Here is a 22,740-nt window from a genome sequence, read left to right as displayed (position 1 = left end):
GGATCATGCTAGGGAGACTTCATCATGCAGGGCATTCTCTATGAGGAACCCTCGATCTGGCAGTTCTTCTTCGTCACCTGTCTGCTCGGCGGCTGGGCGGCCTGGATGACTGGCAAGGCCAGCGCCCAGACATGGCGCTCCTTCATCCAGCTTTTCGCCTATCTGCTGGGTCTCGGCATCGGCATCCGCTTCATCCATCACGCGCTGTTCGACGGCACGATGTTCTCGCTGCAGTACTATATCGTCGACACCATCGTGCTGATGATATTGGGCTTCGTCGGCTATCAATACACACGAACCAACCAGATGGTCACACAGTATAATTGGCTCTACGAAAGAGCTTCAATCTTGAGCTGGAAACCGAAAGGTTGACGTTCATCATTAACGCCGGGTCAGGGATGAATCGGCGTGACAAGTGCCTGAAAATCGGCAAACTATGCTTTCTGCGATAAGGGTGGGCATCGCATGAAAGCTTCATCCACGCCCACTCCGTTAATGGGAGCGTTTAAATGAAAAAGTCACTTTTGTCCGCCGTCGCCCTGACCGCGCTTGTCGCGTTCGGCGGCAACGCGTGGGCTGATGTAATGTTCGGCGTTGCCGGTCCGATCACCGGTCCGAATGCGGCCTTCGGCGCACAGCTGCAGAAGGGCGCAGAGGCGGCGGTCGCCGCGATCAATGCCAAGGGCGGCATCAACGGCGAGCAGATCAAGCTCGAAGTCGGCGACGACGTCTCCGACCCGAAGCAAGGCATCTCGGTCGCCAACAAGTTCGTCGGCGACGGCGTCAAGTTCGTGATCGGCCACTTCAACTCGGGCGTCTCGATCCCGGCCTCGGAAGTCTACGCCGAAAACAACATCGTCGAGATCACGCCGGCCGCGACCAACCCGAAGTTCACCGAGCGCGGTCTGTGGAACGTGTTCCGCACCTGCGGACGCGACGATCAGCAGGGCAGCATCGCCGGCGCTTACATCGCCGCGAACTTCAAGGATGCCAAGGTCGCCGTCGTGCACGACAAGACCCCTTATGGCCAGGGCCTCGCCGATGAAACCAAGAAGGCGATGAACGCCGCGGGCGTCAAGGAAGTGATGTATGAAGGCGTCAATGTCGGCGACAAGGACTTCTCGGCGCTCATCGCCAAGATGAAGGAAGCCGGCGTCACCCTGATCTACTGGGGCGGCCTCCATACCGAAGCCGGCCTGATCATCCGCCAGTCGGCGGACCAGGGCCTCAAGGCGCCGATGATGTCGGGTGACGGCATCGTGACGGACGAACTCGCCGCGATCGCGGGCGACGCCGTCGCCGGCACGCTCAACACGTTCGGACCCGATCCGCGCCTGATCCCGGCCAACAAGGAACTCGTCGAGAAGTTCCGCGCGCAGGGCTTCGAGCCGGAAGCCTACACGCTCTACGCCTACGCTGCCGTGCAGGTGGTCGCCGAGGCGGCCGCTGCCGCCAAGACGAACGACCCGCAGGCCGTCGCCAAGGCGATGCATGAAAGCGGCCCGTTCCCGACCGTGCTGGGCGATCTTGCCTATGACGCCAAGGGCGACCCGAAGCTGCCGGGCTACATCATGTACGAGTGGAAGAAGAAGGACGACGGCAAGTATTCCTGGTTCCCGAAATAAGCTGCTCTGGCAGGTCTGAAATCCAAGATGCCCGGCGCGACGCGCCGGGCATTTTCTTTTGGTGCGTTCGGGTCGGCGATGATCTTTCTTGCCGGCACCTCTCGGGCGGAGAGATCGCATCCAGGATCGAAATTGTCGTCATTGTTCCGTCCGTTCGGGCCAAGGCATGCGAGTGTTGGCCGGATAATTGATTTAAATCGGTTTAAACCGGCGTTGATTTTGTTTGCACTGCAGCATTTTCACGCTAATCATTGCACCGATTTCCTGTCCCTGCCGCTGCTGGAGCCCAGTCCTTGGCCATCACGAAGATCCTCGTCGCCAACCGGTCAGAAATCGCCATCCGCGTCTTTCGCGCGGCCAATGAGCTGGGCCTCAAAACCGTGGCGATCTGGGCCGAGGAAGACAAATATTCGTTGCACCGCTTCAAGGCCGACGAGAGCTACCAGGTCGGGCGTGGTCCGCATCTCGCCAAGGATATGGGGCCGATCGAGAGCTATCTGTCGATCGAGGAGGTGATCCGCGTCGCCAGGCTTTCCGGCGCCGATGCCATCCATCCCGGCTATGGGCTCCTGTCCGAAAGCCCCGAATTCGCCGAAGCCTGCGCGCAAGCGGGCATCACCTTCATCGGGCCGAAGCCGGACACGATGCGCCGTCTCGGCAACAAGGTCGCGGCGCGCAATCTCGCCATTGAGGTCGGCGTGCCGGTCATTCCCGCCACCGATCCGTTGCCGGACGATATGGAGGCGGTCAAGAAACTGGCCAAGGAGATCGGCTATCCGGTGATGCTGAAGGCCTCGTGGGGCGGCGGTGGGCGCGGCATGCGCGCCATCCGTTCCGAGGCCGATCTCGCCCGAGAGGTCACGGAAGGCAAGCGCGAGGCGAAGGCCGCCTTCGGCAAGGACGAGGTCTATCTCGAAAAGCTGATCGAGCGCGCCCGCCATGTCGAGGTGCAGGTGCTTGGCGACACGCATGGCAATGCCGTGCACCTGTTCGAGCGCGACTGCTCGATCCAGCGCCGCAACCAGAAGGTCGTCGAGCGGGCGCCGGCGCCCTATCTCGAAATGGCGCAGCGCGAGGAGCTTTGCGGCCACGCGCTGAAGATCGCGCGCGAGACCAGTTATATCGGCGCCGGCACGGTCGAGTTCCTGCAGGATGCCGATACCGGAAAATTCTATTTCATCGAGGTCAACCCGCGCATCCAGGTCGAGCATACCGTCACCGAACAGGTGACCGGCATCGACATCGTCAAGGCGCAGATCCACATCCTCGACGGCTTCGCCATCGGCACACCGCAATCGGGCGTGCCGGCGCAGAAGGACATCAGGCTCAACGGCCACGCCTTGCAGTGCCGCATCACCACCGAGGATCCCGAGCACAATTTCATTCCGGACTATGGCCGCATCACCGCCTACCGCGGCGCCACCGGCTTCGGCATCCGGCTGGATGGCGGCACTGCCTATTCCGGCGCGGTCATCACTCGCTTCTACGATCCGCTGCTGGAGAAGGTGACGGCGTGGGCACCGACGCCGGCCGAGACGATTGCCCGCATGAACCGGGCGCTTCGCGAATTCCGCATCCGCGGCGTCGCCACCAACCTCACCTTCCTCGAAGCGATCATCAACCACCCGAGCTTCGCCGACAATTCCTATACGACGAAGTTCATCGATACGACGCCGGAACTGTTCCAGCAGGTCAAGCGGCAGGACCGCGCGACCAAGCTGCTCAACTATCTGGCCGATGTCAGCGTCAACGGCCACCCCGAGACGCGCGGCCGGCCGATGCCGAAGGCCGATGCGGCGGCACCGGTCGTGCCCTACCTCAACGGCAATGTGCCGGGCGGGAGCAAGCAGAAGCTGGACGTGCTCGGTCCTGAGAAATTCGCCGGCTGGATGCGCGAGCAAAGGCAAGTTCTGGTCACCGACACGACGATGCGCGACGGCCACCAGTCGCTGCTGGCGACACGCATGCGCACGCATGACATTGCCAATATTGCCGGCACCTATGCCCGCGCCCTGCCGCAGCTTCTGTCGCTCGAATGCTGGGGCGGCGCGACCTTCGACGTCGCCATGCGCTTCCTCACCGAGGATCCTTGGGAGCGGCTGTCGCTGGTGCGCGAGGCGGCGCCCAACCTGTTGCTGCAAATGCTGCTGCGCGGCGCCAACGGCGTCGGCTACACCAACTATCCCGACAATGTCGTGCAGCATTTCGTCAAGCAGGCGGCTGCCGGCGGTATCGACCTGTTCCGCGTCTTCGATTGCCTGAACTGGGTCGAGAACATGCGCGTCGCCATGGACGCCGTCGGTGCCGAAGGCAAGCTGATCGAAGCGGCGATGTGCTACACCGGCGACATTCTCGATCCGGCGCGGGCCAAATACGATCTGAAATACTATGTCGGCCTGGCCGGGGAATTGCAGGCTGCCGGCGCCCATATCATCGCCGTCAAGGACATGGCGGGCCTGTTGAAGCCGGCCGCCGCCCGCGTGCTGTTCAGGGCGCTGCGCGAGGCGACCGACCTGCCGATCCATTTCCACACCCACGACACGTCTGGCCTGTCGGCGGCGACCGTGCTGGCGGCGGTGGAGAGTGGCGTCGACGCGATCGACGCGGCGATGGATGCCTACTCCGGCAACACGTCGCAGCCTTGCCTGGGCTCGATCGTCGAGGCGCTGAAGGGCACCGAGCGCGACCCCGGCCTCGACCCGCAATGGATCCGCAAGATCTCGTTCTACTGGGAAGCGGTGCGCAACCAGTACGCCGCCTTCGAAAGCGATCTCAAGGGGCCGGCCTCGGAAGTCTATCTGCATGAAATGCCGGGCGGACAGTTCACCAACCTCAAGGAACAGGCGCGCTCGCTCGGGCTGGAAACGCGCTGGCACGAGGTGGCGCAGACCTATCACGACGTCAATCTGATGTTCGGCGACATCGTCAAGGTGACGCCGTCATCCAAGGTCGTCGGCGACATGGCTCTGATGATGGTCAGCCAGGACCTCACCGTCGCCGATGTCGAGAACCCGGCCAGGGATATCGCCTTCCCTGACTCGGTCGTCTCGATGCTGCGCGGCGATCTCGGCCAGTCGCCCGGCGGTTGGCCGGCGGCGCTGCAGAAGAAGGCGCTGAAAGGCGACAGGCCGATCACGGCGCGGCCCGGCTCGCTGCTGAAGCCCGCCGATCTCAAGGCCAGCCGCAAGGAGATCGAGGAGAAGCTGGAGCGCAAGCTCTCGGAATACGAATTCGCCTCCTGGCTGATGTATCCGAAGGTGTTCACCGACTTCGCCGGCGCGCAAGAGACCTACGGCCCGGTCAGCGTCCTGCCGACGCCGACCTATTTTTACGGCATGAAGTCCGAAGACGAGATCTTCATCGACATCGAGAAGGGCAAGACGCTGGTCGTGCGGTGCCTCGCCATCGGCGATGTCGACGAGAAGGGCTTGGTCACCGTGTTCTTCGAGCTCAACGGCCAGCCGCGGCGCGTGAAGGTGCCGGACCGGGCGCATGGCGCCTCCGCCGCCAAGGCGCGCCGCAAGGCCGAGCCTGGCAACGAGGCGCATGTCGGCGCGCCCATGCCGGGCGTGGTCTCCGCGCTTTCGGTCGCCACCGGCCAGGCGGTGAAGGCCGGCGACGTGCTGCTCTCCATCGAGGCGATGAAGATGGAAACGGCGCTGCATGCCGAGCGCGACGGCACCGTCGCCGAGGTGCTGGTCAAGGCCGGCGACCAGATCGATGCCAAGGATCTGCTGATCGCCTTCGCTTGAGAAGCGGCAAAGGGCGGGCAGGCTGTCGGCTTCTGTCGGCAGCCCCCATGCCTTGTTCGATAACGGCTTGACCCGCCGCCGCCGGTCGGGCATCGAACCGGCTCAAATTTGCCGCCGTCTTTCGCCGAGTCGCGGCGCCGAACCCTTTTGGAGAAAAACATGGCCGACGATATCACCGAGACCAGCCAGACTGTTGCCGCCGGCCAGCTGCGTGCCTTCATCGAGCGCATCGAGCGGCTCGAGGAAGAGAAGAAGACGATCGCCGACGACATCAAGGAAGTGTTCGCCGAGGCCAAGGGCACCGGCTTCGACACCAAGGCGATGCGCACCATCATCCGCCTGCGCAAGAAGGACCAGGCCGAGCGCCAGGAAGAGGATGCGATCCTCGATCTGTACATGGCCGCGCTCGGCATGGTGTAAGGCGCGTGGCCGCAAACCGGCCATGAGTGGTTTGACGTCGGCGGCCGCCGCGCCTCGGCCAGCGATGGCGGTGGCGTCACATGAGCAGGCCGGGCGGCTCAGGATGACGAAATCGATCCTGGCCGCCGCGTGAAGCCGAGGCCCCTCGATTTCGGATCGGCATATCGAGGGCGGAGCGCATCTAAATTTGGACCGCTGCTTAAAGCGCGTCGCGATCCTTCGGGCTGTGAGCAAGTCTTGAAAGTTGTGCGCGGATAAACGCTCTTCGCGCCGGCGCTGTGCTCCGCTACAACGGAGCCGAGTGATGTTCTCCACAAAAGACTGGTCGTTCAGCACACGGGGTTTAAATCCAAACGAACCGTCTTCGGCGGCGTCGCATCACCGAGAGCGATGCCCACGCTTACGCAGGACTTGTCGATGAACGAGACCGTCGTTGAAATCCGAAGATATTCCGGGGAGGTCGAGAGGCACCAGCATGACTATCCCCAAGTGGTCCTACCGGTTTCCGGAGCACTCGAAATCGATCTGGGGCACCGTTCAGGACGGGTTTCGGGCAGCACTGGCGTCTTTGTTTCTGCCGGTTGCCAGCACGCGTTCTACGCCAAACAAACGGACTCTTTCGTTGTCCTCGACCTGCCGTCCCGCCTCGGCATCCGGGAGCCGGATGAAGACATACCCGCATTTTTTGCGATCGGCCGGGAGGTTCACGGCCTGATCGACTACATGGCGGTGCTGGCGACATCGCAGGAGCTTTCCGCCTCGCTTCGACACGCCTGGTCCACATTGCTGCTGGATCGCATCGCTCCTGCAAGGGATCGTCCGGATCGCGCAGAGCTTGCTGTCAGAAGAGCCACGGCGTTCATGCAACGAAAGCTTGCCGACCCAATCCGCATTGCGGATATCGCGGAAGCGGCAGGGATGAGCCCAACCCGTCTGCATGAAGCCTTCACCAGACGGCGCGCGACCACGCCGCACGCGCATTTGGTTGCGATGCGCCTCAATGCGGCTGAACGGATGCTTGCCGATCCGCGCCTTTCCATCGCGGATATCGCGATGTTCAGTGGTCACTCTGACCAGAGCGCCTTGACGCGCGCAATGCGGCGGGAGCGAAACTCAACCCCGGCCGAAGTTCGCCGAAATCTGCTCGGAAGAACGGGAGGAAAAGCCTAAAATCCGGAAGGTTCTGCCGAGATATCGGCCTCGCGCGGCGCTACGGATACGGAAATTACGCGTGTGTGAGGATCACCGATATGGATTTGACTCGTTTCAAAGCGCTGACATTCGATGTCTATGGCACGCTCATCGACTGGGAAACCGGCATCTGGAACGCGCTTCAGCCGCTTTTGAGCATGGCAAATCGCGAAATCAGCCGAAACGAAGCGTTGGAAACCTATGGGGAAATAGAGACGCGGCAGGAAGCCGAGACTCCTTCCTTGCACTACAGAACACTGTTGGCGGCAGTGCACGCAAGGCTGGCTCGACATTGGGAGATCACCGCGCAGGCTGATCTGCATGAACGTTTCGGCACCTCGGTGCCCGATTGGCCCGCCTTTCCGGATTCCAGGGAGGCGCTGGCCTATCTGAACCAGCACTTCCGTTTGGTCGTATTGTCCAATGTCGACGGCCAGAGTTTCGCGGCTTCAAACCGCAAGCTCGGTGTGAGCTTCGATGCCGTTTACACGGCGGAAGACATAGGCAGCTACAAGCCGGATCTGGGCAACTTCCGTTTCCTGTTCGGCAGGCTGAAGCAGGATCTGGGCATTCAGCAGGACGAAGTCCTTCATGTGGCCCAGAGTCTGTTTCATGATCATGCGCCGGCAGAGAGCATCGGGCTCGCCAGCGTTTGGATCGACCGCAGGTTTGGGATGGAGGGGTCAGGTGCAACGAAGCGGCCTCTTGCCCAGCCGAAGGTCGGAGGTCATTTTCCAACCTTGGCAGACTTTGCCGCCATGCATCGCGCAGCGAAGGAGAAGCATTGATCCCGTTCGCCAGATACGGGCGACGAGATCTGACGGTACACGCCGTCCTCGGCCGCGACCAAATGCGGCGTCTGCCGCATTGGCTGTCCTGGCGTTTTCTGCGCCTGCGTTGCGTGCGGACCCAAATGTCCGCTACGCTACGTTCTCAAAACGCCACCATATGACTCGCCAGAACGAATTTCGAAACAGCCTCGGGCAGCGGGGCAGCCGGCCATGAACGAATTCGACTTCGGTGGCCGCCGTGCCTCGGAGTTCCGCCATCGCGGCTTCTGGGCGCTGTTCGCCGAGCGGCATCCGCAAGAAAGAGCCACGCTTGCAAGGCGGGGGCCGTGGTTCTGGCAGCGCGGGCTGCCGGATTTCGCTTTGGTGCTTTCGATGTATGTCGCGCCGGCGCAGAACCAAGTCGGCGTCTTCTTCGGGCGCAACGAAAAGTTCGGCGCCACGGAGTCCTGGTCGCGGCTGAAGCCGTTCCAGCCGGCGATCGAGGCCAGGCTGAAGCTCAAGCCCGAACAGAGTTGCCAGGGTCTCGGCATCAACTCGGTGTGGCGGGTGAACTGCTACGCCGAAGACAACTGGCCGGCCATGACCGACTGGCTGGTGAGGGAGTGCACACGCTTCGAAGAGGCCGTGACCGACGTTCTGGGGCAGGGGTGACGCTTCGGCGATGACGGACTTTTTCCGTACGCGCTGGAGAGGTGAAGCGCCGCTCGACCGGCTGTTCTGGCGCGACATGCTGCTCGTCGGGACGATCTTGAGCATCGCCTCTTCGGCGCTGGCGCTGATCCTGCTTGGATTGAAGCTGCCGCTCTGGCTGGTGCTGGTGGTGCATTTCCTCCCCGTTCCCTACAATATCTTCCTCACCATCGCCGTCTGGTGGACGGTGGAGAAGGGCGGCGGCCTGAAGGCGCAGCTGATGATGCTGGGTGCGGCGCTCTGGCTGATCGCGACGGTCGTGGCATGAGCCAAACGAAAAAGGGCGGCTGAAGCCGCCCTTTGCGAAGTCTTTTCCGAGGCATCAAGCCGCCGGTTCGAATTTCAGCGCCACGCCATTGATGCAGTAGCGCAGGCCGGTCGGCGGCGGGCCGTCCTCGAAGACGTGGCCGAGATGGCTGCCGCAGCGCGAGCAATGGCACTCGGTGCGGACCATGCCGTAGCTGCGATCGACGGTGGTCTCGATCGAGCCGGGCACCGGGTCGTTGAAGCTCGGCCAGCCGGTGCCGCTCTCGAACTTCAGCTTGGATTCGAACAGCGGCTGGTCGCAGCCGACGCAGGAAAATGTGCCGGCGCGCTTCTCGTAGAGCAAGGCGCAGCTGCCCGGCCGCTCGGTGCCGTGATTGCGCATGACCGTATATTGCTCCGGCGTCAGCCGGGCGCGCCATTCGGCATCGGTGCGGGTGACGGGGTAGGTTTGGGTGTCCATTTGATCTCCTCAGCCTTGGCGGCTCGTTCTTGGTTGCAAGCTATGTTCGCCTGAAGATAGGCGTTTGTTACAGACCTGCCCAGTGCCTGGCATTCCAAAGTCGAATTCGCCCCTTTGGCCTTTTTCAGGCGTCGGCGCCGCCCCTCGCCGGCAGGACGGTGAGGGGCAGCGCCAACTTCCACGATTGGTGATCCCTGGAGCGATAGTCCCGCACGTCTTGAACTAATGCTTTCTGGAAAGCTGCTTCGTCGCGCCTTCGAGTCCGGCCAGCGTCAGCGGGAACATGCGGCCGCCGAAGATATCGCGGATCATGGCGATCGAATGGGTGAAACCCCAGTTCTTTTCGCTCTCGGGGTTCAGCCATACCGCGTTCGGCCATTGCCGCAGCAGGCGGCCGAGCCAGACGACGCCGGCCTCCGGATTCCAGTGCTCCACGGACCCACCGGGGTGGGCGATCTCGTAAGGGCTCATCGAGGCGTCGCCGACGACGATCACCTTATAGTCCGGCCCGTATTTGTGGAGGAGGTCGAAGGTCGGCATCACCTCCGCATGGCGGCGCCGGTTGTCCTTCCACACGCCCTCGTAGAGGCAGTTGTGAAAGTAGAAATATTCGAGCTGGCGGAATTCGGCGCGGGCCGCTGAAAACAGCTCCTCGACGCTCTTGATGTGGTCGTCCATCGAGCCGCCGACATCGAAGAACATCAAAAGCTTCACCGCGTTGCGCCGCTCGGGCCGCGTCTGCACGTCGAGATAGCCATGTTCGGCGGTGGCGTGGATGGTGCCGGGCAGGTCGAATTCCTCCTCGGCACCCTCGCGCACCCAGCGGCGCAGGCGTTTCAGCGCGATCTTGATGTTGCGGGTGCCGAGCTCGACGGCATCGTCGAAATTGCGGAACTCGCGCTTGTCCCAGACCTTCACCGCGCGGCGGTTGCGGCTTTCGTGCTGGCCGATGCGCACGCCTTCGGGATTGTAGCCATAGGCGCCGAAGGGCGAGGTGCCGCCGGTGCCGATCCATTTCGAGCCGCCCTGGTGGCGGCCTTTTTGCTCCTCGAGCCTTTGCTTCAGGGTCTCCATCAGCCTTTCGAAGCCGCCGAGCGCCTCGACCAGCTTTTTCTCCTCCTCGGTCAGGTGCTTTTCGGCAAGCCGGCGCAGCCATTCCTCGGGAATATTGGCGACATCGACCGCATCCGGTCCGCCCAGCGCCTCGATGCCCTTGAAGACATGCGCGAACACCTGGTCGAAGCGGTCGATGTGGCGCTCATCCTTCACCAGAGCGGCGCGGGCCAGGTAATAGAAACCCTCGACGTCATAGTCGACCAGCCCGGCTTCCAGCCCTTCCAGCAGCGACAGATATTCCCTGAGCGAGACGGGAACGCGTGCAGCCTTCAGTTCGAGGAAGAAAGGGATGAACATTTTCTATTTATAGCAGATCATACTCGATGAAGCCGGTGCGGCGCGCCACGTGGTCGTAGAGCTTGCGCGCCGTGGTGTTGGTTTCGTGCGTCATCCAGTAGACGTTCTTGACGCCGATCTTTGCCGCTTCCTGCTTTACGGCATTGATCAGCGCGGCACCGATGCCCTTGCCGCGCACGTCCGGGTCGGCGAACAGATCCTGCAGATAGCAGTTGTTTTTCTCGGACCAGCCCGAGCGATGGTAGAGATAGTGGGTGAGGCCGACGGCCTTGCCGTCGAGCGTGGCGATAAAACCCTTCGGCTCGAATTCGCCTGCCGTGAACAGCCGCTTCCAGGTGACAGCATAGACCTCTTCCGGCAGCCTGGTTTCGTAGAAGGTCAGGTAGTCGGTCCACAGGCGCTTCCAGTCGGCGTGGTCGGACTGCGCGAGCGGGCGGACAATAATCTCAGACATTTCATCTCCTGCGAAAGATTGCGGCCGAAGCTGCCTTCCCGTCCGGCCGGCGGCAACGGTCCACGGAAGGGAAAGCGCTATTGCTGCGGCCCTATTGCTGCCTTCTGGCCATGAAAGCCAGCCGCTCGAACAGATGCACGTCCTGTTCGTTCTTCAGCAGCGCGCCATGCAGCTTGGGCAATGCGTTCTTCGGGTCGGCGCGCAAATCCTCGGGCGCGATGTCGTCGGCGACCAGCAGGCGGATCCAGTCGAGCGCCTCGGAGGTCGATGGTTTTTTCTTCAGGCCCGGTACCTCGCGGATCTCGTAGAACTGGGTGAGGGCCGCGCGCACCAGATTCTGCTTGATGCCGGGATAGTGGACGTCGACGATCCTGTGCAGCGTGTCGACGTCGGGAAAGCGGATGTAGTGGAAGAAGCAGCGGCGCAGGAAGGCGTCCGGCAGTTCCTTCTCATTGTTGGAGGTGATGATGACGATCGGTCTGATAGCAGCGCGGATGGTCTCGCCGGTCTCGTAGACGAAGAACTCCATCCGATCGAGTTCCTGCAGCAGGTCGTTGGGGAACTCGATGTCGGCCTTGTCGATCTCGTCGATGAGGAGCACGACCTTCTTGCCCGCAGCGAACGCCTCCCAGAGCTTGCCGCGCTTGATGTAGTTCTTGATGTCGTTGAACCTGGCGTCGCCGAGCTGGCTGTCGCGCAGCCGCGACACGGCGTCATACTCGTAAAGGCCTTGCTGGGCTCGCGTCGTCGATTTGACGTGCCATTCGATGAGATCGAGGCCAAGTGCCGCCGCCACCTGGCGGGCAAGCTCGGTCTTGCCGGTGCCGGGCTCGCCCTTGACCAGCAGGGGCCGCTCCAGCGCGATCGCTGCGTTGACGGCCACCATCAGATCCTTGTCGGCGACATAGGCCGCCGTACCTTCGAAACGCATTGTTGCTCCTTGGTTCACCCGGTGACCGTAAGGACGCCGCCCGGCCTGCGCAAGGGTGCGGCGCGGATGGCGAATAAAGCCGCCGAGACTGCCTGCGTCACTGGCGCTTGACCGATGAGCGGCCTATATTGGTCACGACGGTCTGTGCTTCCCGGCAGGAGAACATTTCCCCGGGGCCTTAACGATCCTTAGGGAGCTGTCCCTGGGAAGACCCGTGGGTTTTCTCACACGGCGCCCACCTACTTTGTAGGTTCCCGGGATCGCTCTCTCCACCGGTTGTGTGGATCGTCACTTCTTGTTGCGCATCCATGCATTGCGGTGGATGATGCGGTGGAAAACGTCGCTCCCAAAACGCCATCCCGATCCGGCCTTTTCTACCATCCGCGCATGACATCTCTCAAAGACCAGAAGAAACAGCTGCGACTCCAGGCGCTTGGACGCCGCGACGCGCTCGACGAATTCTGGCGGGTGGAAATGGCGCTCGAAATGGCCGAGACGGCGCGCGATCATCTCGCCATCGAGCCCGGCCAAATCGTCTCCGGCTTCTGGCCGATGCGTTCGGAAGTCGACGTCAGGCCCTTGATGTTTGCCTTGCGTGAACAGGGCGCCAGGCTTTGCCTGCCCGCCATTCTCGACAAGACCACGATCGTCTTTCGCGAACTGGTGCGCGGCGCGCCGATGGTCGACATGGGCTTCGGCACGATCGGACCTCATGAAGAGGCCGAGGTGCTTGACCCCCAGGTGATGCTGGTACCGCTTGCCGCCTTCGACGCGCGCGGCCACCGCATCGGCTATGGCGCCGGCTATTACGACCGCGCGATCGCCAAGCTCGTCGACAAGGGGCATACGCCCCGGCTGATCGGCATCGCCTTCGACTGCCAGGAGGTGGCGCAGGTTCCGGACGAGAACCATGACGTGATCATCCCGGAAATACTCACCGAGAGCGGGTTGCGTCGCTTCACGCCAAAATTGTAGATAATGGAGGCATGATCTTTTCGCGGATGTCATGCAGCTTTTGCTTCGCTGACTTTCGGTGCGGGATCATATGAGACTTCTCTTCCTCGGTGACATGGTCGGAAAAACGGGACGCACGGCGGTGTGGGAACAACTGCCCGGCCTGATCTCGGACTTCAAACTCGAATTCGTCATCGTCAATGGCGAGAATGCCGCCGGCGGCTTCGGCATCACCGAGGAGATCTTTCGCGAGACGATCGCGGCCGGCGCCGATGTCGTCACCACCGGCAATCATGTCTGGGACCAGCGCGATGCGCTGGCCTTCGCGCCGCGCGAAGAACGCTTCCTGCGTCCGTCGAATTTTCCCAAAGGCACACCCGGGCGCGGCTCCGGCGTCTACATCGCCAGAAGTGGCGCGCGCGTGCTGGTCGCCAACATCATGGGCCGGGTGTTCATGCATCCCGAGCTCGACGATCCGTTCCAGGCCGGCGAGCGCGAGCTTGCCGCCTGCCCGCTCGGCGAGCAGGCGGATGCGGTGGTGATCGACTTCCACGCCGAGGCGACCTCGGAAAAGATGTGCTTTGCGCATTTCGTCGACGGCCGCGCCAGCCTGGTCGTCGGCACCCACACCCACCAGCCGACCGCCGACCACCAGATCCTCAATGGCGGCACCGGCTATCTGTCGGATGCCGGCATGTGCGGCGACTATGATTCCTCGCTCGGCATGGACAAGGAGGAACCGCTCAACCGGTTCCTGTCGAAAGTGCCGAAGGGGCGCTTCGAGGCGGCGACCGGCCCGGCGACCTTGTGCGGGGTCGGTGTCAATATTTCCGATCGTACCGGACTGACCGAGAGGATCGCGCCGTTTCGTCGCGGGCCGCGACTGGAAGAAACGACTCCGTCCTTCTGGTCATGACATTGATATAGGCGCGCGCGGTACCTAACTGCCGACGACATCTGCTTCAGATCGTTAACAGAGGGGACAACGACCTCCATGCAGCTTATCGAATTTCTTGCGCCGCATTTTCAATTCGTTTCCGATCCAACCGCATGGGTCGCCTTGCTGACGCTGGTGGTGCTCGAGATCGTGCTCGGCATCGACAATCTGATCTTCATCTCGATCCTGACCAACAAGCTGCCGGAAGCGCAGCGGGCCCGTGCCCGCCGGCTCGGCATTTCGGCGGCGCTGGTCATGCGGCTGGTGCTGCTGGCCACCATCTCGGTCATCGTCCAGCTGACGACGCCGGTCTTCACCGCCCTCGGCCACGGCTTTTCCTGGCGCGACCTGATCCTGATCGCCGGCGGCCTGTTCCTGGTGTGGAAGGCGACCAAGGAGATCCATCACACGGTCGATCCCGACGACCATAAGGACACGATGATGGGTGAGACGCTCAAGATCTCGCTTGCCGGTGCGATCTTCCAGATCCTGCTGCTCGACCTCGTCTTTTCGATCGATTCCATCATCACCGCGGTCGGCATGACCGACGAGATCGCCATCATGTACATCGCCGTGATCGTGGCTGTCAGCGTGATGATGCTGGCGGCGGGTCCGCTGGCCAACTTCATCGCCAAGAACCCCAGCATCGTCATGCTGGCCCTGGGCTTCCTGTTGATGATCGGCATGACGCTGATCGCCGACGGCATGGGTTACCATGTGCCCAAGGGCTACATCTACGCGGCGATGGGTTTCTCGGCCCTGGTCGAGGGGCTCAACATGCTGGCGCGGCGGCGCAGGAAAGCGAAGCCCGGCGACGGGCATTGAGTATCGGGGTGCTGGGCATCTAACGCCCCGGCGCACCCTCCGGGTGGCGGTCGCCGATCAGGCCTAGCGTCAGGCCCTGTTCCAGCCAGGCCTTGGCGCCGGCCAGCACGAGCGTGAAGCCACCGGTCGAGCCGATCGCTTCCTTGACCTGTTCGTCGGGCGTGCCAGCGAAACCGAAGTTGCGGACCTCGAGAAAGGTCGCATCGCCAGGCATTTCGGTGAACGTCCAGACCACCGTTGTCGGCGGATCGCTCCATTGCATGACGATCCTTTCATTCCTGACGATCTCGCTGACCTTGGCGGTCGTCGAGACGCCATACATGCGCCACTCCCAGCGGACCTCCTTGCCGCTGTCCAGCCGGCCGCTGCCATGGGTGAACCAGAATTTGGTGGTGATGGCCGGGTCGACGATGGCCTCGAACACCTCGGCGACGGGCCGTCGGATCAGCATGCCGGCTTCGGCTGTCGGGGTTTCACGGATTTCCATGGCGGTCTCCTTTCTGGTCGTGGCGCTCACCAGGCGTCGGGCTCGCGCAGCATGTGAACGATGCTGGCCGGGTTGGTGATCCAGCCGCCGCGAAAGCCTTCGCCCAAGGGCTCGATGGCATCGCAACGCACGATGCCGGCCTCGGCGAAGTGTGCGGCAGCGGTGAAAAAATCTTCGGTGAACAGTTCCAGCCAGACCTCGGCCTGGCTCAACATCGGCGCCTCGTCGATCCACAGGCGGTTGGGTCCGAGCTCGAAGCCGACCGCCGGCGCCTTGGCGGTGAACGGCTTCAGGCCGACGATGTCGCGGTAGAAGGCAATCGTCGCCTCATACTGATGCGGTGGCACCTTCATGGCTATGTTGATGCCGCCGGTGATTTTCGTCGTCATTGCTGTCTCCATTGCGCTGCGCTTGGGTCGGCCATGTTCGGTCAGGCCAGGTTGACCTGCCATGAGACACCAAACCTGTCGTTCAAACAGGCGAAGCGGCGGCTGAAACCATAATTGTCGGGTGGCATCAGGAATCCGCCCTCCTTTGCCAGTGCGTCGACAATGCGGTCCAGTTCCTCCAAGGAGGAACAGTCGACGTAGAACGAGACCGACGGCGTGAAGCCGAAGGCGTGGTGTACGGGGCTGTTGAAGACCATGACGTCCCGGCCGGCGATGGAAGCGCGCGCCAGCTTCAGCGTCCCTTCAGGGCCATCCTCACCGGCACCATAGCGCGTGATGTCGAGGATGCTGCTGCCGGGAATGGTGTCGCAATAGAGGGCCATCGCCTCCTCGGCCTTGCCCTCGAACATCAGGAACGGCGTTACTATCGTCATCGCTGGCCTCCGTTTCCTTGCTCAAACATTGGTTTCGTTGGCGGGCTCGCCCTTCATCTCGCTGCGGTAATAGCCGTCGCGCAGATTGATGCCGTATTCGACATAGGCCTTCATGCAGGCCAGCATCTGCGACCAGCCCTCGCAGTTGAGGTAGGATTTCTTCAGGCCGACCGCGCCTTCCTGCCAACCGCTTTCGGCGATGGTGACGAGGGTGCCGCCATCGTCCAGCGGTTCGAAATTCATCTCGATGCGCGTCTTGTAGGCCGGCTTGCCGTCGGCGTCGGTGGCGTCCCAGCGCAGCACGATACGGCTGTCCTTGACCACCTCGTCGACCTCGACCGGCACCTTGCCCCACCAGACGACGCTCGTGCCGGTTTGCAGCGGTGCGCTGGCGCCGCCGATGGTGGTGAAATAGCCGCTGAGCTTCTTGGGGTTGACGACGGCGTCGAAAACTTCGGCGGCCGGTTTGCCGATGCGGCCGGAAACGCGGAATCCAAGAGACATATCCACAGCTCCATCCTTGAAAGGTTCAACAATATGTTATATAAACATAACATGTCAAGCCGATCGCAAGATGACAATGTTTTCAAGGCGCTGGCGCACCCGCGCCGGCGCGAAATGCTCGATCGGCTGAAGGACGAGCCGAAGACCACCGGCATGCTGTGCGATGCCTTTCCCGATATCGACCGCTGCACCGTCATGCTGCATCTGAAGGTGCTGGAGGAGGCGGAGCTGATCGTTGCGCGCCGCGATGGACGCGAGCGCTGGAACCATCTCAACGCACTGCCGATCAAGCAGATCCACGATCGCTGGATCAGCCAGTATGCCGGCCATGCGCTCAGCATCATCGACCGGCTGAAGTCCGATCTGGAGGCGTAAGCGTTTGCAGCAGCCTGTCCGGTTACGCCACGCGCGCGGTGCGGCTGGACGAATTGAGCCGATTTATCTATAAGCCGGCCATTCCGACAAAGAGCGCCGTACGTCCTCCGGACGCATCAAGGACGTTCTGAAATTTTGAATTCGAGCATTTTGCAACAGGCGAGGTAATGCATCTCGCTGCAGAACGCTCTAGCCGAACACGACAGGGGTGCCATGGCTGGCCATTCACAGTTCAAGAACATCATGCACCGCAAGGGCCGTCAGGACGCGGTGCGGTCGAAAATGTTTTCCAAGCTGGCGCGCGAAATCACCGTGGCCGCCAAGAGCGGCACGCCCGACCCATCGATGAATCCACGCCTGCGGCTGGCGATCCAGAACGCCAAGGCAGTGTCGATGCCGAAGGACAACATCCAGCGCGCCATCAACAAGGCGTCGATGGGCGATGCCGAAAACTACGAGGCCGTGCGCTATGAGGGCTATGGCCCAGGTGGCGTCGCCGTCATCGTCGAGGCGTTGACCGACAACCGCAACCGCTCGGCGTCGAATGTGCGCGCCGCCTTCACCAAGGCCGGCGGCGCGATGGGCGAAACCGGCTCGGTGTCCTTCATGTGGGACCGTGTCGGTGAGATCTATTATCCGGCATCGGCCGGCAGTGCCGACAAGGTCATGGAAGCGGCGATCGAAGCCGGCGCCGACGACGTCGAAACCGACGAGGAAGGCCACACGATCTATTGCGCCTTCGAGAATCTCGGCGAGGTGTCGAAGGCACTGGAAGCCTCGCTCGGCGAAGCGGAATCGGTGAAGCTGATCTGGCGGCCGCAGAACAATGTTCCGGTCGACGAGGAGCGGGCACAGTCGCTGATGAAGCTGGTCGCCACGCTCGAGGACGACGATGACGTGCAAAGCGTCTACGCCAACTTCGAAGTCGACGACGAGACCTTGGCCAAGCTCAGCGCGGCGTGATGAGCGAGACGCCGCTGCCCGCCATCCGCATCACCTATTGCACGCAGTGCCAGTGGCTGCTGCGCGCCGGCTGGATGGCGCAGGAGCTGCTCTCCACCTTCGGCACCGACCTTGGCGAAGTGACGCTTGTGCCCGGCACCGGCGGCGTCTTCACCATTTCCTGCAACGACGTGCTCATCTGGGACCGCAAGCGCGACGGCGGCTTTCCGGACGCGGCAAAACTCAAGCAGCTGGTCCGCGACGTGATCGATCCGGACCGCGACCTGGGCCATGCCGACCGCAAAACGCACAAGAAGACAGACCCCGCCTGAGGCGGGGTCTTTTGCATTCGCGGGCTGCTGTCTTCAGATCAAAGCCATGATGAAGCAGGCCATCGCCACGATGGCGGTGACGGTGCGGACGTGGTTCCACATTACCCACTGGCTCAGATGGTTCGCCCATACGGCGGCGCCGTTGGCGCTCGCAGGATCGACGGCGGCGAGTGCGTCGTTGAGCGGCACGTTGAAGACCATGGTCACGATCGGATTGCCGATGAAATAGATCACGGCGCCGGCAAGCAGCCAGTATGAGCCTGATTGGCTCCAGCCCAGAAGAACGGCGGCAATCAGCACGAGGCAGATGAGGCCGGTGCCGAAAAGAGCGGTCATGAAGCTTGGGGTGATCACCGTGACGTTGATCGAATTCATCGCGGCGATGCCTTGCGGGACGGGCAGCCGGGCAAGGGCTGCCATGACGAAATTGGAAAAGGCGAAGAAGACGCCGCCGACGACGCCCGAGCCGATTGCGGCGATGATGGTGAGGGTGGGAACAAGCTTGCTCATCTCAGTTACTCCAGATTCGGCTAGCGGCGGTTTCGGTTGCGTAGGCGGAAAAGTCTTTCGGTGCACGGCCGAGCACGCGCTGGACGCCGTCAGTGAGCATCTCGTTGCGGCCGTCGAGCACTTGGGTGAACAGCTCATCGAGCAGCCAGACGATTTCGGGTGGTTCATGCGACGCGATAGCGGCCGTGAACTCGTCATGCGAAATTCTGACAAAGCGGATGTCACGTCCGGCTGCCTTGGCAATTTCGGCGACCGCGTCGGCGAAGCTCAACAGCCGCGGCCCCGTCAGCTCATAGAGCTGGCCGACATGACCGGGCCCGGTCAGCACCGCTTCGGCGGCGTCAGCGATGTCGTCGACATCGACAAAGGGTTCGCCGACAGGTCCGACCGGCAGGGCCACTTCGCCCGCCAGCAACGGCTCGACGAGAAAGCCTTCACTGAAATTCTGCGAGAACCATGCGCAGCGCAGGATCGTCCAGTCGGCCCCGGAAGCCTGCAGCATCTCTTCGGCACGCTGCGCCTCGTGCTCGCCGCGGCCCGACAACAGCACCAGACGTCGAACGCTATGCGCCACGGCAAGGCGGGTGAAGGCATCGATCACCTCGGCGGCGCCCGGCACGGCGATGTCGGGATAGTAGCTGATATAGACCGCGCTGACGTCCTTGAGTGCCGGAGCCCAGCTTGCGGGCGCCTCCCAGTCGAAGCGCGGCGTGCCGGAACGGGAGCCGATCCGTACCGGAATGCCGCGCGCCGTCAGCCGCTCGGCAAGACGGCGGCCGGTCTTGCCGGTGCCGCCGAGGATCAGAATTGGTTTGGTGTCGGTCATGGTGGTTTTCCTCCGTTTGAAAATATGAGTAATCCTCACATTTGCAAAACGTGATAAACCCTCGTATTTTGTCAGTCAAGCCATTTTCTCGGCGATTGTGCCGAATGCATTGTTGGAGACAGTCGATGGAACGCACGCCGGCCAACGAGCAGATCGCTTCGCCACGGCGGGCGCCAAGCCAGCAGCGCAGCCGCGAGCGGGTGGAGCGCATGCTGGCCGCGGCCTCGGCGCTGATCACCGAGCAAGGCAGCGACGCCATGCGCATGGGCGAGGTCGCGGAACGGGCAGGGGTGTCGATCGGCTCGCTCTACCAGTTCTTCCCCGACAAACGGGCGATCATCTGGGCTCTGGCCGAGCGCTACACCGCCGAAAGCCAGGCCTGTATCTCGGCGGCGCTCAGGGACGTCAGCGACGCCGAAGGCCTGCGGCAGGCTTTCTCGGAGCTGGTCGATATCTACTACGGGCTGTTCCTGGCCGAGCCGGTGATGCGCGACATCTGGTCGGGCACGCAGGCCGACAAGGCGCTGCGCCAGCTCGAACTCGCCGACAGCCGGGCCAATGCGGAGTTCCTGGTCGCGGTGCTGAAGCGCTTGCGGCCCGGCGCCGACCCCCTCGCCCTGGAAACCACGGCGCTTCTCGTCTGGCAAATGGGCGAGGCCGCGGTACGGCTGGCCATCTCGGTCGAGCGGCAGGAAGGCGACAGGCTGGTCGCCGCCTACAAGCGCATGGCGCTGCGGGAGTTGGTGGACGGGTAGAATGCCTCCCAATCCTCCCCCGCGTGGGGTCGAAGGAAGGGCAAGCCCCGTGGCTCGCCCCGACAAGTCGCTGCGAAGCAGCAGGGTGGGGCCGGCGCCAGACCCCCACCCGGACCTTCGGTCCGACCTCCCACAAGGGGGAGGTAGGGGTGGGCGCCAGCTCGAGGCGCGTCACCTCATCGCAACAAAAAACCCGCCACAAGGGCGGGTTTTTGATCTGCGACAATGCCGAAATGGGCTTAGAGGCCGAAACCTTCGAAACGCTTCTTGAACTTGGAGAGGCGGCCGCCGCGGTCGAGCAGGGTCTGCTGGCCGCCGGTCCAGGCCGGGTGGGTGGTCGGGTCGATATCGAGGTTCATCGTATCGCCTTCCTTGCCCCAGGTCGAACGGGTCGTGTATTCGGTGCCGTCTGTCATGACGACCTTGATGGTGTGGTAGTCGGGATGAATAGCGCTCTTCATGGTTCGGTTCCTGGCTTGCCGGCGCGGCTGACGGGCATGAGCCTGCGTCGATGCGCCTCTTTTTAAAACTCGAAGCCGTAGCTATTGAGGAGCCACGGCTTCTAAAACGGTCGGCGAGCCTATACATCAGCCGAAATTGAATCACAAGGCCGCGTCAAACGCATATTGATGGCGCGCACGAAAAGGGCCAGAGGAAAACGGTCATGGCGGACATCAGTGGCGATGCGGACGAGCGTCGGCGCTCGCTCAAGCCGCTCAGGCGCCTGTTCCCCTATCTTGGCCGCTACCGGAAACTGGTCATCGGCGCCGTGATCTCGCTGACGGTCGCGGCGGCGACGACACTGGCCCTGCCGCTGGCGGTGCGGCGCATGATCGACCACGGCTTTTCGGCATCGGATTCCAGCTTCATCGCCGAATATTTCGGCATGCTGGTGGTGATGGCCGCCGTGCTGGCGGCGGCGTCGGCCTGCCGCTACTATTTCGTCATCACGCTCGGCGAACGTGTTGTCGCCGACATCCGCAATGACGTGTTCAGCCATGTGACGACCCTCTCGCCATCCTTCTTCGATACGTCGCAGTCGGGAGAGATCGTATCGCGGCTCGCGGCCGATACGACGCAGGTCAAGTCGGCCGTGGGGGCGACCGCCTCGGTTGCGCTGCGCAACGTCATCCTCGGCCTCGGCGCCGTGGCAATGATGGTCTTCACCAGTCCGAAACTGTCCGGCCTGGTCATCGCGGCCATCCCCGTCATCGTCTTGCCGCTGGTCGCTTTTGGGCGCTCGGTGCGTCGCAAGTCGCGGCTGGCGCAAGACACGCTGGCCAATGCGACGGCCTATGCCAGCGAGCAGATCGGCGCGGTGCGGACGCTGCAGGCTTTCACCAACGAAAGACTGGTCACCGGTCGCTTTTCGTCCGCCGTGGAGGCCGCCTTCGAGGCGGCGCGCGCCTCGATCTTCGCTCGCTCCTTCCTCACCTTCTTCGCCATCTTCATGATCTTTTCCTCCGTCGTGGCGGTGCTGTGGTTCGGATCGCGCGACGTGCTCGAAGGCACGCTGTCGCCGGGCACGCTTGGCCAGTTCCTGCTCTATTCGGTGTTCGCCGCAGGCGCGCTCGGCGCGCTGTCGGAGGTCTGGGGCGAACTTGCCCAGGCAGCGGGCGCGGCCGAGCGGCTGACCGAGATCCTGGCCGAAAAGCCGGCGATCCAGGCGCCGGCCGAGCCGAAGCCGCTGCCGGCGGTCGCCAAGGGCGCGATCGTCTTCGACGACGTCTCCTTCTCCTATCCGGCGCGGCCCGACCGGGCCGCCGTCCACGGCCTGAGTTTCCAGGTCATGCCCGGCGAGACAGTGGCCATCGTCGGCCCTTCGGGGGCGGGCAAGAGCACGGTCTTTTCGTTGATCCTGCGCTTCTACGATCCCGAAACCGGCAAGATCATGATCGATGGCGTCGATGTGCGCGAAGCCGATCCGGCTTCGGTGCGCGAACGCATAGCCATCGTGCCGCAGGACGTCACCATCTTCGCGGCGAGCGCGCGCGACAATATCGGCTTCGGCCGGCCGGGCGCAGGCAATGCCGAGATCGAGGCGGCGGCGAAGGACGCGCTGGCCGACGAATTCATCCTCAAGCTCGAGAACGGCTATGACAGCCAGGTCGGCGAACGCGGCGTGACGCTGTCCGGCGGCCAGCGCCAGCGCGTGGCGATCGCCCGCGCCATCCTGCGCGACGCGCCGATCCTGCTGCTCGACGAAGCCACCTCGGCGCTGGATGCCGAAAGCGAGACACTGGTGCAGACGGCGCTGGAGCGGCTGATGCAAGGCCGCACCACCATCGTCATCGCCCACCGGCTGGCAACGGTGCTGAAGGCCGACAGGATCCTGGTCATGGATGGCGGCCGCATCGTCGAGGAAGGCACGCATCAGAGCCTGGTCGCCAAGGGCGGCATCTATGCCAGGCTTGCCAAGCTGCAGTTCGAGACCGGCGCCAGCGCCTTCAGAGGGGCGGCGGAGTAGACAGGCGCT

At 62.9% G+C, this 22,740-nt stretch carries 27 protein-coding genes and 1 other RNA gene; 17 read left to right on the top strand and 11 right to left on the bottom strand.

What is annotated here, in order from left to right; all coding sequences use genetic code 11:
- Nucleotides 1-24: 24 nt before the first annotated feature.
- The 8 genes from CK228_RS28175 (at nt 25) to CK228_RS28140 (ending at nt 8,737) form a co-directional block, all read left to right on the top strand.
- Nucleotides 25-372 (top strand): DUF6867 family protein, encoded by a 348-nt coding sequence (locus CK228_RS28175; protein ID WP_010912085.1) that lies wholly within the window; start codon nt 25-27, stop codon nt 370-372.
- Between the two features lie 137 nt (nt 373-509).
- Nucleotides 510-1,625 carry a branched-chain amino acid ABC transporter substrate-binding protein gene (locus CK228_RS28170; RefSeq protein ID WP_095789923.1) on the top strand — a complete coding sequence of 372 codons (1,116 nt, stop codon included), beginning with the start codon at nt 510-512 and terminating at the stop codon, nt 1,623-1,625.
- A gap of 293 nt (nt 1,626-1,918) precedes the next feature.
- The gene (gene pyc / locus CK228_RS28165; protein ID WP_095789922.1) at nt 1,919-5,377 is read left to right on the top strand and encodes a pyruvate carboxylase; all 3,459 of its coding nucleotides are present in this window, start codon (nt 1,919-1,921) and stop codon (nt 5,375-5,377) included.
- A 159-nt stretch (nt 5,378-5,536) separates the two neighbouring features.
- A complete protein-coding gene (locus CK228_RS28160; protein WP_095772329.1) occupies nt 5,537-5,797 on the top strand; it encodes a DUF2312 domain-containing protein in 261 nt (86 codons plus the stop codon).
- A 417-nt stretch (nt 5,798-6,214) separates the two neighbouring features.
- On the top strand, nt 6,215-6,967 hold the full coding sequence (locus CK228_RS28155; RefSeq protein WP_095789951.1) for an AraC family transcriptional regulator: 753 nt from the start codon (nt 6,215-6,217) through the stop codon (nt 6,965-6,967).
- An 80-nt stretch (nt 6,968-7,047) separates the two neighbouring features.
- Entirely contained in the window at nt 7,048-7,776 is a 729-nt protein-coding gene (locus CK228_RS28150) for a haloacid dehalogenase type II (RefSeq protein WP_095789921.1), read from the top strand.
- Nucleotides 7,777-7,989: 213 nt separating this feature from the next.
- Entirely contained in the window at nt 7,990-8,430 is a 441-nt protein-coding gene (locus tag CK228_RS28145; protein ID WP_095772016.1) for a hypothetical protein, read from the top strand.
- 10 nt (nt 8,431-8,440) lie between these two features.
- Nucleotides 8,441-8,737 (top strand): hypothetical protein, encoded by a 297-nt coding sequence (locus tag CK228_RS28140; protein ID WP_095789920.1) that lies wholly within the window; start codon nt 8,441-8,443, stop codon nt 8,735-8,737.
- 54 nt (nt 8,738-8,791) lie between these two features.
- Here the strand turns inward: CK228_RS28140 and msrB are convergent, their stop codons facing one another.
- From msrB to CK228_RS28120, 4 genes are all read right to left on the bottom strand, one after another.
- A complete protein-coding gene (msrB, locus tag CK228_RS28135; RefSeq protein WP_095789919.1) occupies nt 8,792-9,196 on the bottom strand; it encodes a peptide-methionine (R)-S-oxide reductase MsrB in 405 nt (134 codons plus the stop codon).
- 222 nt (nt 9,197-9,418) lie between these two features.
- Nucleotides 9,419-10,609 carry a VWA domain-containing protein gene (locus CK228_RS28130; protein WP_095789918.1) on the bottom strand — a complete coding sequence of 397 codons (1,191 nt, stop codon included), beginning with the start codon at nt 10,607-10,609 and terminating at the stop codon, nt 9,419-9,421.
- A 7-nt stretch (nt 10,610-10,616) separates the two neighbouring features.
- Nucleotides 10,617-11,063, bottom strand: coding sequence for a GNAT family N-acetyltransferase (locus CK228_RS28125; RefSeq protein ID WP_095789917.1), 447 nt, complete (start codon nt 11,061-11,063; stop codon nt 10,617-10,619).
- A 91-nt stretch (nt 11,064-11,154) separates the two neighbouring features.
- Nucleotides 11,155-11,994 (bottom strand): MoxR family ATPase, encoded by an 840-nt coding sequence (locus CK228_RS28120; RefSeq protein ID WP_027047501.1) that lies wholly within the window; start codon nt 11,992-11,994, stop codon nt 11,155-11,157.
- A 136-nt stretch (nt 11,995-12,130) separates the two neighbouring features.
- On the opposite strand from CK228_RS28120, the gene ssrS reads away from it, so the two are divergent.
- From ssrS to CK228_RS28100, 4 genes are all read left to right on the top strand, one after another.
- Nucleotides 12,131-12,285, top strand: a non-coding RNA gene (ssrS, locus tag CK228_RS28115) — 6S RNA.
- A gap of 96 nt (nt 12,286-12,381) precedes the next feature.
- Nucleotides 12,382-12,969: a 5-formyltetrahydrofolate cyclo-ligase gene (locus CK228_RS28110; RefSeq protein WP_095772331.1), complete on the top strand. Its 588-nt coding sequence runs from the start codon at nt 12,382-12,384 to the stop codon at nt 12,967-12,969.
- 70 nt (nt 12,970-13,039) lie between these two features.
- Nucleotides 13,040-13,864 (top strand): YmdB family metallophosphoesterase, encoded by an 825-nt coding sequence (locus CK228_RS28105; protein ID WP_095789916.1) that lies wholly within the window; start codon nt 13,040-13,042, stop codon nt 13,862-13,864.
- 78 nt (nt 13,865-13,942) lie between these two features.
- Complete coding sequence (locus tag CK228_RS28100; RefSeq protein WP_095772024.1) at nt 13,943-14,710, top strand: TerC family protein; 768 nt, start codon at nt 13,943-13,945, stop codon at nt 14,708-14,710.
- Between the two features lie 19 nt (nt 14,711-14,729).
- Here the strand turns inward: CK228_RS28100 and CK228_RS28095 are convergent, their stop codons facing one another.
- Genes CK228_RS28095 through CK228_RS28080 form a run of 4 tightly spaced genes read right to left on the bottom strand, consistent with a single transcriptional unit; the run spans nt 14,730 to nt 16,524 of the window.
- Nucleotides 14,730-15,197, bottom strand: coding sequence for an SRPBCC family protein (locus tag CK228_RS28095; RefSeq protein ID WP_095789950.1), 468 nt, complete (start codon nt 15,195-15,197; stop codon nt 14,730-14,732).
- 26 nt (nt 15,198-15,223) lie between these two features.
- Entirely contained in the window at nt 15,224-15,586 is a 363-nt protein-coding gene (locus CK228_RS28090) for a hypothetical protein (RefSeq protein ID WP_095789915.1), read from the bottom strand.
- A gap of 41 nt (nt 15,587-15,627) precedes the next feature.
- Complete coding sequence (locus CK228_RS28085) at nt 15,628-16,020, bottom strand: VOC family protein (protein ID WP_095789914.1); 393 nt, start codon at nt 16,018-16,020, stop codon at nt 15,628-15,630.
- A gap of 21 nt (nt 16,021-16,041) precedes the next feature.
- Nucleotides 16,042-16,524 carry an SRPBCC domain-containing protein gene (locus tag CK228_RS28080; protein ID WP_095772027.1) on the bottom strand — a complete coding sequence of 161 codons (483 nt, stop codon included), beginning with the start codon at nt 16,522-16,524 and terminating at the stop codon, nt 16,042-16,044.
- 51 nt (nt 16,525-16,575) lie between these two features.
- On the opposite strand from CK228_RS28080, the gene CK228_RS28075 reads away from it, so the two are divergent.
- The 3 genes from CK228_RS28075 to CK228_RS28065 all read left to right on the top strand — a co-directional run bounded on the left by CK228_RS28075 (nt 16,576) and on the right by CK228_RS28065 (nt 18,173).
- On the top strand, nt 16,576-16,899 hold the full coding sequence (locus CK228_RS28075) for a helix-turn-helix domain-containing protein (protein WP_010912067.1): 324 nt from the start codon (nt 16,576-16,578) through the stop codon (nt 16,897-16,899).
- Nucleotides 16,900-17,112: 213 nt separating this feature from the next.
- On the top strand, nt 17,113-17,862 hold the full coding sequence (locus tag CK228_RS28070; protein ID WP_095772028.1) for a YebC/PmpR family DNA-binding transcriptional regulator: 750 nt from the start codon (nt 17,113-17,115) through the stop codon (nt 17,860-17,862).
- Entirely contained in the window at nt 17,862-18,173 is a 312-nt protein-coding gene (locus CK228_RS28065) for a SelT/SelW/SelH family protein (protein ID WP_095772029.1), read from the top strand. The genes CK228_RS28070 and CK228_RS28065 overlap by 1 nt, the downstream gene beginning before the upstream one ends.
- 33 nt (nt 18,174-18,206) lie before the next feature.
- Here CK228_RS28065 and CK228_RS28060 read toward each other — a convergent pair whose 3' ends face one another.
- Both CK228_RS28060 and CK228_RS28055 read right to left on the bottom strand, forming a co-directional pair.
- A complete protein-coding gene (locus CK228_RS28060; protein WP_095772030.1) occupies nt 18,207-18,683 on the bottom strand; it encodes a DUF1772 domain-containing protein in 477 nt (158 codons plus the stop codon).
- Nucleotide 18,684: 1 nt separating this feature from the next.
- Entirely contained in the window at nt 18,685-19,509 is an 825-nt protein-coding gene (locus CK228_RS28055; protein WP_095789913.1) for an NAD(P)H-binding protein, read from the bottom strand.
- Nucleotides 19,510-19,634: 125 nt separating this feature from the next.
- Between CK228_RS28055 and CK228_RS28050 the strand changes: the two genes are divergently transcribed.
- Nucleotides 19,635-20,264, top strand: a complete 630-nt coding sequence (locus tag CK228_RS28050; protein WP_095789912.1) for a TetR/AcrR family transcriptional regulator — start codon at nt 19,635-19,637, stop codon at nt 20,262-20,264.
- A 239-nt stretch (nt 20,265-20,503) separates the two neighbouring features.
- On the opposite strand, the gene rpmE is transcribed toward CK228_RS28050, so the two are convergent.
- On the bottom strand, nt 20,504-20,725 hold the full coding sequence (gene rpmE, locus CK228_RS28045) for a 50S ribosomal protein L31 (RefSeq protein WP_010912060.1): 222 nt from the start codon (nt 20,723-20,725) through the stop codon (nt 20,504-20,506).
- 203 nt (nt 20,726-20,928) lie between these two features.
- Between rpmE and CK228_RS28040 the strand changes: the two genes are divergently transcribed.
- On the top strand, nt 20,929-22,731 hold the full coding sequence (locus tag CK228_RS28040) for an ABC transporter transmembrane domain-containing protein (protein WP_095789911.1): 1,803 nt from the start codon (nt 20,929-20,931) through the stop codon (nt 22,729-22,731).
- Nucleotides 22,732-22,740: the final 9 nt, after the last annotated feature.

This window comes from Mesorhizobium sp. WSM4312 (assembly GCF_002294875.1).
Lineage (GTDB): Bacteria > Pseudomonadota > Alphaproteobacteria > Rhizobiales > Rhizobiaceae > Mesorhizobium.
Note: the sequence above shows the minus strand (reverse complement) of the source record. Positions and strands in the feature narration are given on the sequence as shown.

Bases quoted from the DNA above. Each gene is read 5' to 3' on its own strand.
- CK228_RS28040 (WP_095789911.1), top strand. From the start codon at position 20,929: ATGGCGGACATCAGTGGCGATGCGGACGAGCGTCGGCGCTCGCTCAAG.
- CK228_RS28130 (WP_095789918.1), bottom strand. From the start codon at position 10,609: ATGTTCATCCCTTTCTTCCTCGAACTGAAGGCTGCACGCGTTCCCGTC.
- CK228_RS28070 (WP_095772028.1), top strand. From the start codon at position 17,113: ATGGCTGGCCATTCACAGTTCAAGAACATCATGCACCGCAAGGGCCGT.
- CK228_RS28085 (WP_095789914.1), bottom strand. From the start codon at position 16,020: ATGACGATAGTAACGCCGTTCCTGATGTTCGAGGGCAAGGCCGAGGAG.
- CK228_RS28145 (WP_095772016.1), top strand. From the start codon at position 7,990: ATGAACGAATTCGACTTCGGTGGCCGCCGTGCCTCGGAGTTCCGCCAT.
- CK228_RS28100 (WP_095772024.1), top strand. From the start codon at position 13,943: ATGCAGCTTATCGAATTTCTTGCGCCGCATTTTCAATTCGTTTCCGAT.
- CK228_RS28125 (WP_095789917.1), bottom strand. From the start codon at position 11,063: ATGTCTGAGATTATTGTCCGCCCGCTCGCGCAGTCCGACCACGCCGAC.
- CK228_RS28075 (WP_010912067.1), top strand. From the start codon at position 16,576: ATGTCAAGCCGATCGCAAGATGACAATGTTTTCAAGGCGCTGGCGCAC.
- CK228_RS28095 (WP_095789950.1), bottom strand. From the start codon at position 15,197: ATGGAAATCCGTGAAACCCCGACAGCCGAAGCCGGCATGCTGATCCGA.
- CK228_RS28050 (WP_095789912.1), top strand. From the start codon at position 19,635: ATGGAACGCACGCCGGCCAACGAGCAGATCGCTTCGCCACGGCGGGCG.
- CK228_RS28080 (WP_095772027.1), bottom strand. From the start codon at position 16,524: ATGTCTCTTGGATTCCGCGTTTCCGGCCGCATCGGCAAACCGGCCGCC.
- CK228_RS28140 (WP_095789920.1), top strand. From the start codon at position 8,441: ATGACGGACTTTTTCCGTACGCGCTGGAGAGGTGAAGCGCCGCTCGAC.
- rpmE (WP_010912060.1), bottom strand. From the start codon at position 20,725: ATGAAGAGCGCTATTCATCCCGACTACCACACCATCAAGGTCGTCATG.
- CK228_RS28060 (WP_095772030.1), bottom strand. From the start codon at position 18,683: ATGAGCAAGCTTGTTCCCACCCTCACCATCATCGCCGCAATCGGCTCG.
- CK228_RS28065 (WP_095772029.1), top strand. From the start codon at position 17,862: ATGAGCGAGACGCCGCTGCCCGCCATCCGCATCACCTATTGCACGCAG.
- CK228_RS28110 (WP_095772331.1), top strand. From the start codon at position 12,382: ATGACATCTCTCAAAGACCAGAAGAAACAGCTGCGACTCCAGGCGCTT.
- CK228_RS28150 (WP_095789921.1), top strand. From the start codon at position 7,048: ATGGATTTGACTCGTTTCAAAGCGCTGACATTCGATGTCTATGGCACG.
- msrB (WP_095789919.1), bottom strand. From the start codon at position 9,196: ATGGACACCCAAACCTACCCCGTCACCCGCACCGATGCCGAATGGCGC.
- CK228_RS28105 (WP_095789916.1), top strand. From the start codon at position 13,040: ATGAGACTTCTCTTCCTCGGTGACATGGTCGGAAAAACGGGACGCACG.
- CK228_RS28120 (WP_027047501.1), bottom strand. From the start codon at position 11,994: ATGCGTTTCGAAGGTACGGCGGCCTATGTCGCCGACAAGGATCTGATG.
- CK228_RS28055 (WP_095789913.1), bottom strand. From the start codon at position 19,509: ATGACCGACACCAAACCAATTCTGATCCTCGGCGGCACCGGCAAGACC.
- CK228_RS28090 (WP_095789915.1), bottom strand. From the start codon at position 15,586: ATGACGACGAAAATCACCGGCGGCATCAACATAGCCATGAAGGTGCCA.
- CK228_RS28155 (WP_095789951.1), top strand. From the start codon at position 6,215: ATGAACGAGACCGTCGTTGAAATCCGAAGATATTCCGGGGAGGTCGAG.
- CK228_RS28170 (WP_095789923.1), top strand. From the start codon at position 510: ATGAAAAAGTCACTTTTGTCCGCCGTCGCCCTGACCGCGCTTGTCGCG.
- CK228_RS28175 (WP_010912085.1), top strand. From the start codon at position 25: ATGCAGGGCATTCTCTATGAGGAACCCTCGATCTGGCAGTTCTTCTTC.
- CK228_RS28160 (WP_095772329.1), top strand. From the start codon at position 5,537: ATGGCCGACGATATCACCGAGACCAGCCAGACTGTTGCCGCCGGCCAG.